14 protein-coding genes are annotated in these 15873 nt (G+C 51.9%); 7 read left to right on the plus strand and 7 right to left on the minus strand.

Annotation, left to right across the window (positions count from 1 at the left end; genetic code table 11):
* The first annotated feature begins 34 nt into the window (after positions 1-34).
* The 3 genes from L2097_RS07040 to L2097_RS07050 are packed head-to-tail and all read left to right on the plus strand — an operon-like array spanning position 35 to position 2579.
* On the plus strand, positions 35-1441 hold the full coding sequence (locus tag L2097_RS07040; RefSeq protein ID WP_250352465.1) for a cytochrome ubiquinol oxidase subunit I: 1407 nt from the start codon (positions 35-37) through the stop codon (positions 1439-1441).
* A complete protein-coding gene (gene cydB / locus L2097_RS07045) occupies positions 1441-2451 on the plus strand; it encodes a cytochrome d ubiquinol oxidase subunit II (protein ID WP_250352466.1) in 1011 nt (336 codons plus the stop codon). Before L2097_RS07040 ends, cydB begins: the two co-directional genes overlap by 1 nt.
* Positions 2451-2579: a DUF2474 domain-containing protein gene (locus L2097_RS07050; RefSeq protein WP_071845874.1), complete on the plus strand. Its 129-nt coding sequence runs from the start codon at positions 2451-2453 to the stop codon at positions 2577-2579. Before cydB ends, L2097_RS07050 begins: the two co-directional genes overlap by 1 nt.
* A 78-nt stretch (positions 2580-2657) precedes the next feature.
* Here L2097_RS07050 and L2097_RS07055 read toward each other — a convergent pair whose 3' ends face one another.
* Positions 2658-4538 (minus strand): methyl-accepting chemotaxis protein, encoded by a 1881-nt coding sequence (locus tag L2097_RS07055; RefSeq protein WP_502799307.1) that lies wholly within the window; start codon positions 4536-4538, stop codon positions 2658-2660.
* A 543-nt stretch (positions 4539-5081) separates the two neighbouring features.
* On the opposite strand from L2097_RS07055, the gene L2097_RS07060 reads away from it, so the two are divergent.
* Positions 5082-5396 carry a hypothetical protein gene (locus L2097_RS07060; RefSeq protein ID WP_250352468.1) on the plus strand — a complete coding sequence of 105 codons (315 nt, stop codon included), beginning with the start codon at positions 5082-5084 and terminating at the stop codon, positions 5394-5396.
* A gap of 55 nt (positions 5397-5451) precedes the next feature.
* Here L2097_RS07060 and L2097_RS07065 read toward each other — a convergent pair whose 3' ends face one another.
* Both L2097_RS07065 and L2097_RS07070 read right to left on the minus strand, forming a co-directional pair.
* Positions 5452-7416: a peptidase U32 family protein gene (locus tag L2097_RS07065; RefSeq protein ID WP_229220542.1), complete on the minus strand. Its 1965-nt coding sequence runs from the start codon at positions 7414-7416 to the stop codon at positions 5452-5454.
* 317 nt (positions 7417-7733) lie between these two features.
* Positions 7734-8306, minus strand: a complete 573-nt coding sequence (locus L2097_RS07070; protein WP_250352469.1) for a helix-turn-helix domain-containing protein — start codon at positions 8304-8306, stop codon at positions 7734-7736.
* Positions 8307-8397: 91 nt separating this feature from the next.
* Here L2097_RS07070 and L2097_RS07075 point away from each other — a divergent pair, with 91 nt between their 5' ends.
* Complete coding sequence (locus L2097_RS07075) at positions 8398-9564, plus strand: benzoate/H(+) symporter BenE family transporter (protein WP_250352470.1); 1167 nt, start codon at positions 8398-8400, stop codon at positions 9562-9564.
* On the opposite strand, the gene L2097_RS07080 is transcribed toward L2097_RS07075, so the two are convergent.
* The gene (locus L2097_RS07080) at positions 9544-10413 is read right to left on the minus strand and encodes an AraC family transcriptional regulator (RefSeq protein ID WP_047373277.1); all 870 of its coding nucleotides are present in this window, start codon (positions 10411-10413) and stop codon (positions 9544-9546) included. The two genes, L2097_RS07075 and L2097_RS07080, sit on opposite strands and share 21 nt — an antisense overlap.
* Before the next feature lie 171 nt (positions 10414-10584).
* Between L2097_RS07080 and L2097_RS07085 the strand changes: the two genes are divergently transcribed.
* Entirely contained in the window at positions 10585-11481 is an 897-nt protein-coding gene (locus L2097_RS07085; protein WP_250352471.1) for a DMT family transporter, read from the plus strand.
* A 36-nt stretch (positions 11482-11517) separates the two neighbouring features.
* Here L2097_RS07085 and L2097_RS07090 read toward each other — a convergent pair whose 3' ends face one another.
* Positions 11518-12180 (minus strand): DUF3313 domain-containing protein, encoded by a 663-nt coding sequence (locus L2097_RS07090; protein ID WP_047370409.1) that lies wholly within the window; start codon positions 12178-12180, stop codon positions 11518-11520.
* A gap of 157 nt (positions 12181-12337) precedes the next feature.
* Positions 12338-13933, minus strand: coding sequence for an ABC transporter substrate-binding protein (locus L2097_RS07095; protein ID WP_250352472.1), 1596 nt, complete (start codon positions 13931-13933; stop codon positions 12338-12340).
* 117 nt (positions 13934-14050) lie between these two features.
* On the opposite strand from L2097_RS07095, the gene pepT reads away from it, so the two are divergent.
* Complete coding sequence (gene pepT / locus L2097_RS07100) at positions 14051-15280, plus strand: peptidase T (RefSeq protein WP_250352473.1); 1230 nt, start codon at positions 14051-14053, stop codon at positions 15278-15280.
* Here pepT and tehB read toward each other — a convergent pair.
* The gene (tehB, locus tag L2097_RS07105) at positions 15277-15870 is read right to left on the minus strand and encodes a tellurite resistance methyltransferase TehB (protein ID WP_250352474.1); all 594 of its coding nucleotides are present in this window, start codon (positions 15868-15870) and stop codon (positions 15277-15279) included. The two genes, pepT and tehB, sit on opposite strands and share 4 nt — an antisense overlap.
* Positions 15871-15873: the final 3 nt, after the last annotated feature.

A 15873-nucleotide genomic window follows, 5' to 3' on the forward strand; every position in this document is an offset into this window, starting at 1 on the left:
CATTTCCCTGAGAGTCACTATTCAGAGGTTGTGTATGTTGGGTTTAGATGCGTTTCATCTGGCAAGGATCCAGTTTGCCTTTACGGTTTCCTTCCACATTATTTTCCCGGCCATCACCATCGGTCTTGCCAGCTACCTTGCGGTGCTGGAAGGTCTGTGGTTGAAAACCGGTAATCCGGTGTGGCGTTCGCTCTACCACTTCTGGTCAAAAATTTTCGCCGTCAATTTTGGCATGGGCGTGGTCTCCGGTCTGGTGATGGCCTATCAATTTGGCACCAACTGGAGCGGATTTTCCCAGTTTGCCGGTAGCATCACCGGCCCGTTACTGACCTACGAGGTGCTGACCGCATTTTTCCTCGAAGCCGGATTCTTAGGGGTGATGCTGTTTGGCTGGAACAAGGTTGGGCCAGGGCTGCATTTTTTTGCAACCTGCATGGTGGCGCTGGGGACGATTATTTCCACCTTCTGGATCCTCGCCTCCAACAGTTGGATGCAAACGCCGCAGGGCTATGAAATTGTTAATGGCCAGGTGGTGCCGGTCGACTGGTTTGCGGTGGTGTTTAACCCCTCATTCCCGTATCGCCTGTTGCATATGTCCGTTGCCGCCTTCCTGAGCAGCGCGCTGTTTGTTGGCGCGTCGGCCGCCTGGCATTTACTGAAAGGCAACCACTCACCCGCCATTCGCACCATGTTTTCAATGGCGCTGTGGATGACGCTCATTGTGGCTCCCATTCAGGCGCTGATCGGCGATATGCACGGGCTGAACACGCTTGAGCATCAACCTGCCAAAATTGCCGCGATAGAGGGCCACTGGGAAAATGTTCCCGGAGAGCCGACGCCATTGTTGTTATTTGGCTGGCCGGACATGGCGCAAGAACGCACCCGTTATGGGCTGGCGATCCCGGCATTGGGCAGCCTGATCCTGACCCATAGCCTGGACAAACAGGTCCCCGCACTGAAATCGTTCGCCAAAGAAGATCGTCCGAATTCGACCGTGGTGTTCTGGTCGTTTCGCCTGATGGTAGGGCTTGGCGTGTTGATGATATTGCTCGGCGTTGTCGCATTGTGGCTGCGCCGCAAACAGCGCCTCTATCACTCGCGCCCGTTTCTGTGGTTCGCGTTATTAATGGGGCCATCGGGTTTGCTGGCTATTCTTGCCGGTTGGGTGACCACCGAAGTGGGTCGCCAGCCATGGGTGGTTTATGGCTTGCAGCGCACTGCCGATGCCGTTTCTGCTCATGGCACGCTGCACATGAGCATCAGCCTGCTGGGGTTTATCCTCGTCTACAGCTCCGTATTCGGCGTGGGATACAGCTACATGGTGCGGTTGATTAAAAAAGGACCCCAGGCGAATGAATCGTTTGCCACTGAACAGGATGGCCGCCCCGCCCGACCGCTTTCTGCGGTAAATACGCACGACAATCTGCAGGAGAAACCGTAATGGGTATCGATCTTTCGCTCATCTGGTTTGTAATCATCGTCTTTGCCACCCTGATGTATATCGTGATGGACGGTTTTGATCTGGGGATCGGCATTCTTTTTCCCGCCACGCCAAACGCTGATGACCGCGATGTGATGGTGAATAGTGTCGCCCCGGTGTGGGACGGCAACGAAACCTGGCTGGTGCTCGGCGGCGCGGCGCTTTTTGGCGCCTTCCCGCTGGCGTATGCGGTCATTATCGATGCGCTGACCATTCCGCTGACGCTGATGCTGGTGGGGCTAATTTTTCGTGGCGTAGCCTTTGAATTTCGCTTCAAGGCAACGCCTGCGCATCGTCCGTTCTGGGACAAGGCGTTCTCAGGCGGCTCTATTCTGGCGACCTTCACTCAAGGAGTTGTTGTCGGGGCGGTGATTAACGGTTTTCCGGTCAGCGGGCGCACTTTTGCCGGTGGCCCCTTCGACTGGTTAACTCCCTTTACCCTGTTTTGTGGCCTTGGGCTTGTGATCGCCTATGCCTTGCTGGGGGCGACCTGGCTGGTGATGAAGAGCGAAAATGCGTTGCAGGTGTGGATGCGCCAGGCGGCCAAAAGACTCTTACTGGCGCTACTGCCGGTGATAGCGGCCATTAGCCTCTGGACGCCGCTTGCCCACCCGGTGATAGCAAGCCGCTGGTTCACGCTGCCAAATCTGTTCTTCCTGCTGCCCGTCCCGGTGCTGGTATTGCTGTTGAGCCTGTGGCAATGGCGCAGTCTGAATCACTCGCAAAGTGAAAAATTACCCTTTGTGCTGACGCTCGGGCTAATCTTCCTCGGTTTCAGCGGGCTTGGTATCAGTATCTGGCCGCATATTATTCCGCCCTCCATTACGCTGTGGCAGGCGGCTGCGCCCGCGCAAAGCCAGGGCTTTATGCTGGTTGGCGCGCTGCTGATTATCCCTGTTATTCTTGTCTATACCTTCTGGAGCTACTACGTGTTTCGCGGCAAGGTTCAGCATGGGGAGGGATATCACTGATGCAACAGCCATTATGGAAACGCCTGATGTGGCTGGTCATTCTGTGGGGCGGCAGCGTGCTGGCTCTCGCGCTGGTCGGCCTGTTTTTTCGCGTACTGATGACCGCTGCGGGGTTTAAATCGCACTAGCTTCATGGCAATAGAATGAAGCGAGTGCGCTAAGCCGGGAGTAAATATGCCCTGACGTCTGAACATCAGGGCATCTGTTTAGTGCTGGCCCTGGCGGGTGGACAGTTTTTGCAACACCGTCAGTTGCGCCACCGCTTCTTGCATAGCATCCATGCCGGAGGTCAGCGCGTGCAGGCTACTGAGATGCTTGACAATATTGTCCCGTTCGTTATTGGTTTTACTGCTCATCGCCGCAATGGTATCGGCCGCGGAAATGGAGTGCTGAGCCATATTGCTGGCAGTCTCCACGGTATTGTTAGCAACGGTACGAATGCGTGAAATCGTGTTTACCGCCTGGTTAATATTGGCTGCGGTAGCATCTGCCTGCTCTTTGGACGAATGCGCCAGCCGCCGTACTTCACTTGCCACGACCGCAAAGCCACGCCCTGCTTCACCGGCTCGCGCAGCTTCCACCGCCGCATTCAGCGCCAGGATGTTCGTCTGAAATGCAATATTACTGATGCCACTGGTTATCTCATTAATACCCGCTGAGATTTTCTCCAGGTCATCCAGCCCTTCCACCAGCCGGTTTTGCGCCTGTTGACTCTGCAGGGCAATATCGCTGATAGAACGGATACTGTTTTCGGCCATACCCAGGGTGTCATTTTGTGTCTGCGTCGCGGCTTCCAGCATCGGTAAGGCCGTCATCAGGGGACCTAATTTTTGTTGATATGCCACAACACGATTAATTACGCCACTTTGAAAATCATTCAGTGCCTCCCAACGACGCAGCGCTCGCTGGGCGTAATGCCCGGCATACCTTGCATATTCCACCGGGAAATGCGCCATTGCTTTGACGTCCTGATTGAAAAAGACCAGCGCGGAGAGCGTCTGATTAATGGGAACGCCAAGAATCTCCCCAAAGCTGGAAAAGCCGGCAGCGGGTAAACCTTTAAAGAAATGCGCATTGTGTAAATGCGATTCACTCCCCAGGCGCCGCAAAATACAGTCATTCATCAGAATGGCCGCCGGTTTACCCCGCCCGGTAATAAAGTTTTTCCAGTCATGCAATGTCGCTTGCTTAAAGTCAGTCTCTTCCAGTAAATGCAAACGATCGCCAAATTCCAGATCACAGAAAAAATGAACACCGTCGGTATCAATTTTAGCGACAGAGCGAATGAAATATTCGTCGCCGACTTTCACGCCAAACGTTAACCCTTTGAGTTTTTCTGCCACATGTTGCTCATCACATTTCAGGAGATCGGCCAGTACAGCGGTAAAAGGCTTCTGCTCCCCCTGCTCGTTAAACACTGAGGTCACCGTCCGGGCAACGGGATCCGCCTGCGCAATCAGCCAGCTTTTATTCCGTGGTTTAAAGTTTTGGCTTTTGAACGGCGCAAAGGATTTTCCCGGTGCCATTTTACAAAAGATAATCACCGCTTTGCCCTGCAGCACTTTGCCATTCACGCTTATCCAGGTGCCGTCAAAGGTGAGTTTGCCACCTGCCGAACCGCCGATCGCCAGGCACGGAAAACGCCCGCAATTATACCAGGCCTGCATCAGAAACCCTTCGGAAGCAGAAAGTCCATCACAGTACACCATGGCAAACGTGCGATCGGAGGAGAGCGGCATACGCACCTGTAACCGCTCCAGTTCGTTCTGAATGGCAATAATGCGATCTGTTGCTGTTCGGGTATCTTTTACATGTAAATCAATAATATGAGTTTCATGTTCGGCAATAAGAGTCCTGGGCAGCATTAACCAACTTCCTTGTTGCCCCGCCGCATCACAATAGGTCGTCTCGCGACAGCTGCTACTGAGCGCGCCACTGGAAGAAAGGGTAATAACCGTCAAGGCTGGAGAAGTAAAACGCTGCCACATCTGGCTCACGCTTGAATAGTCAGCGCCAGGGGGAACGAATGTCATGAGGATACCACTGGCTTTGTTGCTTAAACCCGCGGCCGTTAATGACTGAGGCATATTCTGGCAATCATAGGTACCATTCGCAGGTTGTGAACTGCAGCGACCAAACGGTGCGGTTAAAAACCTTTTCGCCATAGATAACATATTTCACCTTTTTGTATTATTAGAACATTTATAGGATGGAGCGCCTGGTGAATTTATGGAACTTAGCAGGCTATACATCAAGTCTATGCTTTTTACAGTGCCAGGAAATTCCACGAATATATTTTGACCACAGCGTAATTATCGTCAAATAAAATGAAATCTTTAGCGTATCCAGATACCCTGCCTGCGTTTGAATTTATAATTAAACTTTAAATATCAATGAGTAACAAAATGAGACAGCCGTATCATAATTATCCGTGTGGAAATAATGTTAATAATGTGATGCAACGCATAAATTGCGGCAAATAATAAAATTACTGTCTACCCGATAACAAATTCGTTTATTATTTGCAGTTATTATGGAAGGAATAGTCTTAATTGAACCTGTCTTCATACTCTCTCCACGATTTGTTGTTGAAATTCGTGTGACTCAGATAAATGAGAAAAGGAGTAAGTATGAAAAAGGTAGTGACACTGTCTGCCATTCTGGCCATGAGTTTAACGTCTCTTGTGTATGCTGCAGACAACACGCCTGTCCCGCCACCAAAATACCCGGCAACGCAGGACGGTCAGCCGCCGCGTCATGACAATAAAAACCCGCAACACCTGCGGGAACGTACGAATAAAGACGGTAAGACGTGGAAACATGACGGAAAGTCATCAAACCACGACAACAAAGAGTGGAAACACGATGACAACATGCGTAACCATGACGGCAAACGGCCGCCCAGAGACGGTAAAAAACCGCCGCTGCCAGAGGAGAAACGTTAAGTTTTAAATGCATTAGCGGCAGGGTATCTGCCGCTACTATGCGCGACCCGCTGCTTTACACGCCTTTGCGTTTAGGCAGCGTTTTCAACAGATCCTCAGGACTGACCGACGCCACAACGCTCCCTGCCAGCGGCATCTTCAGAATGTGATTTTTGATTTTCCCGACCACGTGCATTTCGCATGGACGGCAATCAAATTTCAGCGTCAGTACCTCGTCGCCATGTACCAGTTGCATTGGGGTTGCCTTCCAGCTTTTGATATTCCCTTTGGCCTGTTTCGGACACAGATTAAAGGCAAAGCGCAGACAGTGTTTGGTGATCATCACCGGCACATCGCCCTTCTCTTCATGCATTTCATATGCGCCATCAATTAGCTGTACGCCGAAACGCTGGTAGAACTCACGCGCTTTATGGTTATAAACGTTCGCCAGGAAGGTCAGATGGGTATCAGGATAGACCGGTGCCGGGTCAGAAACGGCTTTACGGCTACCGCGCTGGTAATTCGCCAGGCGCGCCTCATCAAGCATTTCGACAGTTTCACGACGAAACGAATTTAACACACTGTTCGGTACAAACAACGCACCCGGCAAGTTGATATCGATATGACGGGCGTAATAGAGGGTTTGCCCCAGTTTTGCCACACCCTCTTTCAGGCTATTGATCGCTTTTTCCGCGTTATTCGCCTCATCAAATTGCCCGTCGAGAGTATGGGTCACGCTAACGCCATCTTCACTGGTCAGGGTCAGCACCAGTTGTTCCTGCCAGCCGCCGATTTCAATATCCACGGCGATGCGACGTTCACTGGAGGTTTTGGTTAGTGCCTGTTGCCAGTTGTGGTCGAGGTTACGGTTCAGCGGATGGTGCGGACGCACTTTATACATTTCCGCCGGCATTTCATTCGGCCAGACGCGGTAACGATTTTCTCCGGTCTTTTCTACTGTGTTGGCGCGGAAACCGACAACGTCACGCTTAATGAGCACGTTCAGACCATCGCCGTTTGCCAGCGGTTCGCTGGCGTCAACGTCCAGATACTCTTTGGTCACTTTCAGCACTTCACCAACCGGCAGACCGATAAATTTCGGTGAATCAAACGCACCGATATCGCCTTTACGGGCATTCACAAAATAGTCGGTACTACCGCGATGGAAAGTTTTATCGGTGGACGGAATAAAGAAATGCTCCGTGCGCCCTGCTGATGCGCGCGCCAGGTCACCGCGATCTTCAATAATCGCATCCAGCATCTGACGATAATGCGCGGTAATGTTTTTCACATAGCTCATGTCTTTGTAGCGCCCTTCAATCTTAAAGGAACGCACACCGGCATCAATTAACGCACCAAGATTGGCACTCTGGTCGTTATCTTTCATCGACAGCAGATGTTTTTCGTAGGCAACGACGCGCCCCTGATCATCTTTCAGGGTATACGGCAGTCGGCAGGCTTGTGAACAGTCGCCACGGTTGGCGCTGCGCCCTGTCTGGGCGTGGGAAATATAGCACTGACCGGAATAGGCCACGCAGAGCGCGCCATGAATAAAAAATTCTATGGTGGCGTCAGTACAGGCGTGAATATCGCGGATCTGCTGCAAGTTTAGCTCGCGCGCCAACACAATCTGGCTAAAACCGGCATCAGAGAGGAACTTCGCCTTTTCTACGCTGCGGATATCACACTGCGTACTGGCATGCAGCTCAATCGGCGGGATATCGAGTTGCATGATGCCCATATCCTGCACAATCAGGGCGTCAACCCCGGTTTCGTACAGATCGGTAATCAGGCGCTGAGCAGGCTCCAGCTCATCATCATGCAGAATGGTATTGAGCGTGATAAATACTTTCGCGCCATAGCGATGAGCAAACGGAACGAGGCTGGCAATATCCTGCAGACTGTTGCTGGCGTTATGGCGGGCACCGAACCCCGGGCCGCCGATATAAACCGCGTCCGCACCGTGCAAAATGGCTTCGCGAGCGATCGCGGTGTCACGGGCAGGGCTTAAGAGTTCAAGATGATGGGGTTGCAGGCGCATACAATCGTCGTTATCCATTATGTGCAAAATGGCGGCTATTGTAGTCAGTTCGCGGACGTTTCACCACCTGCGCCAGAAGGCATTTTCCATGTGGCGGCAAAGCATTGAAGAAATTGCTATTTTCCAGTCGTAACGACGCAGGTTAAGTTAATCAACATTACGCGAAAGCTTTTCAAATGGCGTCGCGGCAGCAACAAGGGGCATCCCCGGGAGCTTACTGCAGTAAGTGACGGAGGTGGCCTGAGGCAGCCAATCAAGAGGCCGTTTGAAAGATGAAGTGTAATCGGACATTTCCTCGTCACGTTGTACATTGTTGTTTACTCGTCGTCGTTCTTTGCCGCAAGCTTGCTTGCGGTTTTTTCTTTTGGGTAGTGAATAAGCGAGTGGAAATGCGCGCTCTGTCCTGAGCTATTACGATAGGCGTGAGGGCGGTCGCCAGCGAAACGAATCCCGCTGCCTGCCGTCAGGGTTCTCCATTGCCCCTCAATACACATATCCAGCAGCCCGCCAATCACCACGACGTGCTCAATGACCCCCTGCTCATGCGGCGTTGATTCGCTAAGAGCGCCTGGTGCCAGAATTATCGAGAAGAGATCAAAATGCAATGCTTCATCCCAGGGAAACAGCGGGGTAACCACCATCGCATGCTGTTGTGGATCAAATGAAAGAGGCGTTTCGCTTTCCGGAGGCGCAATAAAGGATGAAAACGGGACATTGAGGCCCGTGGCGATTTTCCACAGTGTTGCCACCGTAGGGCTGGACTCATTGCGTTCAATTTGCCCGAGCATCGCTTTTGACACACCCGTTTCGTCAGCCAGCCGGGAGAGGCTCCAGCCACGCGCCTGGCGCAGATTTTTTAAGGTGCTCGCCAGATAATGAGTTAGATCCATATTCTCTCCTGTCAGTCTCGCTACGCATGCTTGTATGCTATAACGCACGATGATACATTGTCTGGACGTTATAACGCACAAAGGGTCGTTCATGCGCGCTCACGTGTTTCCTTTTACCACCCTTCTGGCGGGCTTTGTGGCCGTGCTGGTCGGCTATGCCAGTTCTGCGGCCATTATCTGGCAGGCCGCTGTCGCAGCGGGGGCCAGCGCCACACAAATTGCCGGCTGGATGACGGCGCTCGGTTTAGGCATGGGCGTCAGCACAATCGTCCTTTCGCTGTGGTACCGCATGCCGGTGCTGACCGCATGGTCTACGCCCGGAGCCGCATTGCTGGCGACCAGTTTACAAGGATTAACGCTCGCTGAGACCATAGGCGTGTTCATTTTTGCTAATGCGCTGATTGTGCTTTGCGGCGTCACCGGGCTGTTCGCCCGGCTGATGAAAATTATTCCGCATACTCTCGCGGCAGCCATGCTCGCCGGAATCCTGCTGCGTTTTGGGTTGCAGGCATTTCGCAACGTTGAGGGCCATTTTGTGCTGTGCGGCAGTATGCTACTGGCCTGGCTGGTCTGTAAAGCCCTCGCCCCACGCTATGCCATTGTCGTGACGCTGATAGCTGGTGCGCTGGTCGCCTGGCTTAGCGGCGACGTTGTCATGGCCAAAATGGACTCTACTTTTGTGATGCCGGAATTTATCCCTCCGGTCTTCAACTGGAGATCGCTCATCAGTATCGGCATTCCCTTTTTTCTCGCGACGATGGCGTCACAAAATGCGCCGGGCTTCGCCACGATGCAGGCTGCGGGCTACCGGGCGGCCGTATCGCCGCTAATTATCGTTACCGGAGGACTGGCGCTGCTGCTCTCGCCGTTTGGGGTTTTCTCAATTTGCATCGCCGCCATTACAGCAGCAATTTGTCAAAGCCCGGACGCGCACCCCGACCCCGCACAACGCTGGAAGGCCGCGGTCGCTGCGGGTCTCTTTTATTTGTTAGCGGGCGTATTTGGCGGCTCCATCACCGCATTGCTGGCGACCTTACCGCTGAGCTGGATCCAGACGCTGGCAGGCCTTGCCTTACTCGGCACGATCGGCGGCAGTCTTTTCCAGGCTCTGTCACAAGAAAAAGAGCGTGACGCCGCAATCGTGACGTTCCTGGTCACCGCCAGCGGCGTAACGCTGCTTGGCGTGGGGTCAGCGTTCTGGGGGCTGGTTGCCGGTGGTGTCTGTTATGCTGCATTGTCACGGGTTCGCCGCGCGTAATTGCGACGGCGTCATGCCAAAAACAGCCCGGAAACGATTACTGAAATGGCTGGCAGAACTGAAACCGCAGGCCATGGCGATTGTCGTCAGCGGGAGTTCGGTGTTTAACAATTGCGCTTTCGCCTGCGCCATCCGGCGATGCATCACATACTGATGCGGCGCAACCCCCATCGACTGGCGGAACATACGCGCAAAATGGTACTCACTTAACGCCGCCTGCGCCGCCAGATCGCTCAGCAACAACGGTTGGGAAAGGTTCGCCTCTATCCAGTCCAGCACCTGGCGCAACACCACTGGCGCAAGCCCGCCTTTAACCGTGGGCAAGCGCCACTGCACATTACTGTAATGCTGAATAAGATGGGTGAGGAGCAGCGTTGACGCGGTGCTCAGCGTGAGCTGATTCGCCTGCTGGTGCCAGTCGCTGCTAAGAAGGAACTGGCGATAGAGAGTCGTAATACGCTCATCCTGGGCGAAGGTTTTCTCATCAAGGGTAAACGACGCCGGGCTGCGATCCCAAATTTTCTCCCCAATATCCCGCAGGTGTTCGTCAGTGCAATAAAGGTGCACAAACGACAAATCATCACGGATATCCCAACTGGACTCGCTCTCTTTCGGCATCAGGCAAAACCGGTCCGGTCCACCGCCATTTTTCCAGCCCTGCGAGGTCTTATGGTAGCTCTCGTAGCCATCGGCAATGTACAGACTCAGGGTGTGATGATCGCAATACTGGGTGATGTTATCGCGCTTGTTAGACCATGCCGCCAGTTGAATACCAGAATGCAGCGCAACCGAGTCATGCAAAACAGCATTGTGATGTTGAAGATTTTCGAAGGCTTTATAAACAGTCATGGACGCAATTAACAAAAATTTCACCAGAATCTCAGTCTATGAATTGCGTCTGCCCGATACCAGTGTTTCGCTAAAAAAACGCAAGAATTTGCAAGTGACCCGTGAATTTATGCAAGCCGGAGAGAGATTTTTTGGCAAGACTGGAAACCTGTTGGCATAACGGGGATTGTGATGAACATTTTTTTATATTGTCTGGTAGTGGTGATATGGGGCACGACATGGATTGCTATTTTTCTGCAACAGGGTCCGGTCGCTGCACCTGTGTCCATTTTTTGGCGTTTTGCGATTGCCTCACTCACCATGATGGTGGTGTTAATTGCCCTGCGGCGACTGCGTAAACTTGTCCTGCGGGATCATCTTTTTTGCATCCTGCAAGGATGCTGTGTTTTTGGCTTCAACTTTCTCTGTTTTTATACCGCCGCCGCGTGGATTAATACCGGGCTGGAGTCGGTCATTTTCTCAATGGCCGTATTGTTTAACGCAGTTAATAGTTTTCTGTTCTTCGGTCAAAAACCCCCTTCACGCTTCTATCCTGCGGCGATTCTGGGGTTGACGGGAATTGTGACGCTATTCTGGGATGATTTGCTGGCCAGCGGTCTGAACAGCACCCTGTTATTGGGCATTTGTCTTTCGATGCTGGGCACATTTGGTTTTTCCCTTGGCAATATGATCAGCATGCGCCATCAACGCAACGGTCTGGAGACCATGACCACCAATGCCTGGGCGATGCTGTACGGAACGATAATCATGGGCGCAATTGCGTTGTTCCGTGGTGATGATTTCACTCCAGAATGGACTTTCAGCTATCTGGGCGCGCTGGTTTATCTCGCCCTCTTTGGCTCGGTCATTGCCTTTGGCGCCTATTTCACCCTGATTGGCCGTATCGGCGCCAGTAATGCTGCCTATAGCACCCTGCTGTTTCCCCTTGTGGCGCTAAGTATTTCAACGGTCTATGAAGGCTATGTCTGGCATATGAATGGAATTGCAGGTCTGCTGCTGATTTTGACGGGAAATTTAGTGATGTTTTCACGACCAGGAACATTGTCGTTTAAGCGGAAGTTAGCCTGAGAAGAAGCGCCATCCTTTAGGATGGCGCTGGCGTCTTTACTTGTGGGAAACATCAAACATGGTGGCATCTGTCGCCATGTTATCAATAACCTGTTTCAGAGTATCCACCGTCATTGGCGCGTTGGCATTGCTCAGGCTTTTACCCTCGCCCTGACGCACCACTTTAATAACCGGTTTATTGGTCTGTGCGTCGATCAGTTCACCTTCGAAATAAAGATGCGTATCCATGGTTCGGTGCCCTGTGGCCGCTTGCGTACCGGCAATCACCATCGCAACCGGGATCACTTCATAGAACTGCAGACCTTGCTTGCTGCTATCCACACCGGTAATGGCGCCACGGAAAATCAGGCTATGCGCGCCTGGAGAGGTCACCAGCGGTTTACGCTGCGCGGCTGCGGCTTTCAGTTTGGTGTTCGTATACGCCAGCAGCCCATCCAGCGTTTGTTGGCTGACCTGGCTGGTTGGTTTTGCTACCGGATAATAGGTCACCGGATGGTAAACAATACTGTCGTATTTATTCAGGTCGAATGACGGATCCACCCAGCGCAATACGGGTTTACCGCTTGCGGAGGTGGTTTGTTGTAAGTTGGAATAATCTTTTAAGAAGCCAGAGTATTGTTCAGGTTGAGTCACTTTGGAAGCGCAGCCCGCTAACGCAAGCAGGCCTGCCATCACTGCAACTTTTAATACAGTACGCATGGAAGATCCCTTTAAGTGTATGGATACCTTAAAAGGTATAGCAAACAACCGACTACGGTGATGGCATAAAAAAGCTTACTGGCGCAAATTCTATAAAAAAATATGCTTCCACCGCACCAGAAAAATTTGCGCCAGTGCAGGACACTGGCGCGGCGTTTTATTGCTGAATATCGACCTGGTAAAAAATATGTTTGCCAAACGGGTCGACTTCATAGCTTTTTACGTCATTACGTACAGGTTCGAAAATCGTTGAGTGCGCAATCATTACCGCAGGCATTTGATCGTGCATCATCTGCTGGGCCTCTTTATATAGCGCCACGCGTTTGTCGTGATCGGTAATGGTTTTCGCTTCGGCGATAATTTTGTCAAACGGCTGATAACACCATTTTGACGAGTTTGAACCGCCATTCGCAGACTGACAGGTAAACAGCGGGCCAAAGAAGTTATCCGGATCGCCGGTGGCCGTTGTCCATCCCATTAATGCCGCCTGATGCTCGCCACCTTTAACCCTTTTTAAATATTCACCCCATTCATACGTAACAATTTTCGCATTGACTCCGACTTTCGCCCAGTCGGCCTGAATCATCTCGGCCATGCGTTTTGCATTCGGATTATAGGGTCGCTGAACCGGCATTGCCCACAAATCAATCGTGGTGCCCTCTGGCAGCCCCGCTTCTTTCAATAACGCTTTGGCTTTTTGCGGATCGTAAGCGTAATCCTGCAATTCACTGTCCGCGCTCCAGACGTCTGGCGGCAGGAGATTTTTCGCAGCAGTTCCGGTGCCCTGGAATACCGCATTAATAATGGCCGGTTTATTGATGGCCATCGCCAGCGCCTGGCGCACTTTGACATTATCAAGCGGCGCTTTTTGCGTGTTAAAGGCAAGGAAACCGGTATTCAACCCCGATTTGCTCATGAGCGTAATGTCTTTGTTTTCTTTCAGACGTGGCAAATCCGCCGGGTTCGGGAATGGCATCACCTGACATTCATTTTTTTCAAGCTTGGCCAGGCGCACTGAGGCATCCGGCGTAATGGTGAATATCAGACGGTCGATTTTCGCTTTGCCCTGCCAGTATTCCGGGAAGGCGGTAAACAGGATGCGCGAATCTTTCTGGTACTGGGCAAGTTTGAACGGACCGGTGCCAATCGGTTCCATATCCACTCGCTCCGGCGTCCCGGCTTTTAACATCGCATCGGCGTATTCGGCAGATAAGATAGAGGCGAAATACCAGGCCAGATCCGGTACGAAAGGCGCTTCCGGATGTGTCAACGTAAAGCGCACGGTATTGTCATCCACTTTATCGATAGCGGTGATCAGCTTGCCAAACTCCAGGCTCTCGAAATTGGAATAGTTGCCGTTAGAGACGTTATGGTAAGGATGCTGAGGATCTTTTTGCCGCATAAACGAGAAAATAACGTCATCAGCATTAAAATCACGCGTGGGGGTAAAATATTTATTGCTCTGAAACTTCACCCCTTTGCGCAGGTGGAAGGTATACACCTTGCCGTCGTCGCTGACCTCCCAACGCTCTGCAAGACTCGGCTGGAGTTCGGTCGTCCCGGCTTTAAAATCGACAAGTCGGTTATAAACCGGCACCGCGCTGGCGTCGACGCTGGTGCCCGAGGTATAAAGTTGCGGGTTGAAATTCTCAGGGCTTCCTTCTGAACAGTAGACCAGGGTTTTTGCTGCCACAGAGGAACTCACTGCCAGAGCCAGCAAGGCCAGTGCAACTGTTGTCTGTTTTCTAGTCATAGATTTTCCTGTTGTTTTCTTTCCATGAGCCAAATAGTGCTTGTTGTTTGCGCTTTCATAAATAACATTAAAGTCATATTGCAAGCACCTGATAAGTCAAATAAAGAAGGAATCACTATGCCATCGCCCCTCGCCAGTCAATTAACGCAACGCTTCTTTCGCTATCTTGCCATCACCAGTCAAAGCGATGCGGCAGCCACGACATTACCGACCACACCCGGACAATTCGACATGGCGCGTGCCCTGGCGCAAGAGCTGCAAACGCTGGGTCTGGATGAGATTGTGCTCGATGAACACGCCACGGTAACGGCGGTGAAAAAAGGGACAGTGCCGGGCGCGCCGCGTATTGGTTTTATCACTCATATCGACACCGTAGACGTGGGGTTATCACCGGATATTCATCCGCAAATTCTGCGTTTTCAGGGGGAAGATCTCTGTCTGAATGCTGAAAAAGAGATCTGGCTACGGGTAGCCGAGCATCCGGAAATCAACGCGTATCGTGATGAAGAGATCATCTTTAGCGATGGCACCAGCGTACTGGGCGCAGATAACAAAGCCGCTGTCACGGTGGTGATGACTTTGCTGGAAAACCTGACGTCAGAACAGCAACATGGTGATATCGTCGTGGCCTTTGTTCCGGATGAAGAAGTCGGGTTGCGTGGAGCGAAGGCGCTGGATTTAACACGTTTTGATGTTGATTTTGCCTGGACTATCGACTGCTGCGAAAAAGGTGAAATTGTTTTTGAAAACTTCAATGCCGCCTCGGCGTCTATCGATTTTACTGGCGTTACCGCGCATCCGATGTCGGCAAAAGGCGTGCTGGTTAACCCCCTGCTGATGGCCATGGATTACATCAGCCACTTTGATCGTCTGCAAACGCCGGAACACACCGAAGGTCGCGAGGGCTATGTCTGGTTTAACGGAATGGAAGCCGTTCAGGGGCACGCGCATCTTAGCGCCAGCATCCGTGACTTTGATAAGGAGAGCTTCGAACGCAGAAAACAGCAGATTGCCGATGTTGCAAACATAATTGCTGCGCAGTACCCCACCGCGAAAGTGGAGTACAGCATCAGCGATATTTACAGCAATATCAGTAACGCCATCGGCGAAGACAAGCGCGCAATCGATTTACTGTTTGAGGCCATGAATATACTTGGGATTACGCCGAAACCCACCCCCATGCGCGGCGGCACAGATGGCGCAGCGCTGTCCGCGAAAGGGTTATTGACGCCGAACTTCTTTACCGGCGCGCACAATTTCCATTCACAATTTGAGTTTCTGCCGCTGAAGTCGTTCGAGGCCTCTTACCAGGTTGCATTACAGTTGTGCCTGCTGGCGGCGCGTTAAGCTTTTCGCGCCAGTAAAGTCGCAAAACGCAACTTAATGCGATTGCCATTGGCGTCGGTGCGGTGCAACTCACCGACGTCTTCATTGTATTTTTCCAGTTCCCAGCCTGCGTAGTAGTTACGCAATTCATTCTCTTTAAAAGCAAACGGGAAACCGACGGTGCACGGGAAATCAGCGGTATCCATTGCCGCCACGATCAGGTTATAGCCGCCCGATTTAGTGCAGCGCTGCATATTGGCGATCAGACCCGGAATGGTTTGCGGTTCAAGAAACATCAGCACCACGGTTGAGAGAATAAAATCATATTCGCCCTCAAAGCCGAGTGCATTCAAATCAACAACGGCAGTTTGCAGGTTGGTAAGCCCCTCAGCCTGACAGATGGTCTTAATATTATTGATGCCAGACGCATTTTTATCCCATGCTGTCACATCAAAACCGTTGGCCGCCAGATAGAGGCTGTTACGTCCGTTACCGCAGCCCAGATCCAGGGTTTTACCCGGTTTCACAAACTGCATTGCATGCAGGACATCGGAATGGGTGCGAGTCAGTCCATATTTCTCAGTAAAATACGAATCGTCAAATGTGGTCATTAC

The organism is Citrobacter sp. MNAZ 1397 (assembly GCF_023613995.1).
GTDB lineage: Bacteria > Pseudomonadota > Gammaproteobacteria > Enterobacterales > Enterobacteriaceae > Phytobacter > Phytobacter ursingii.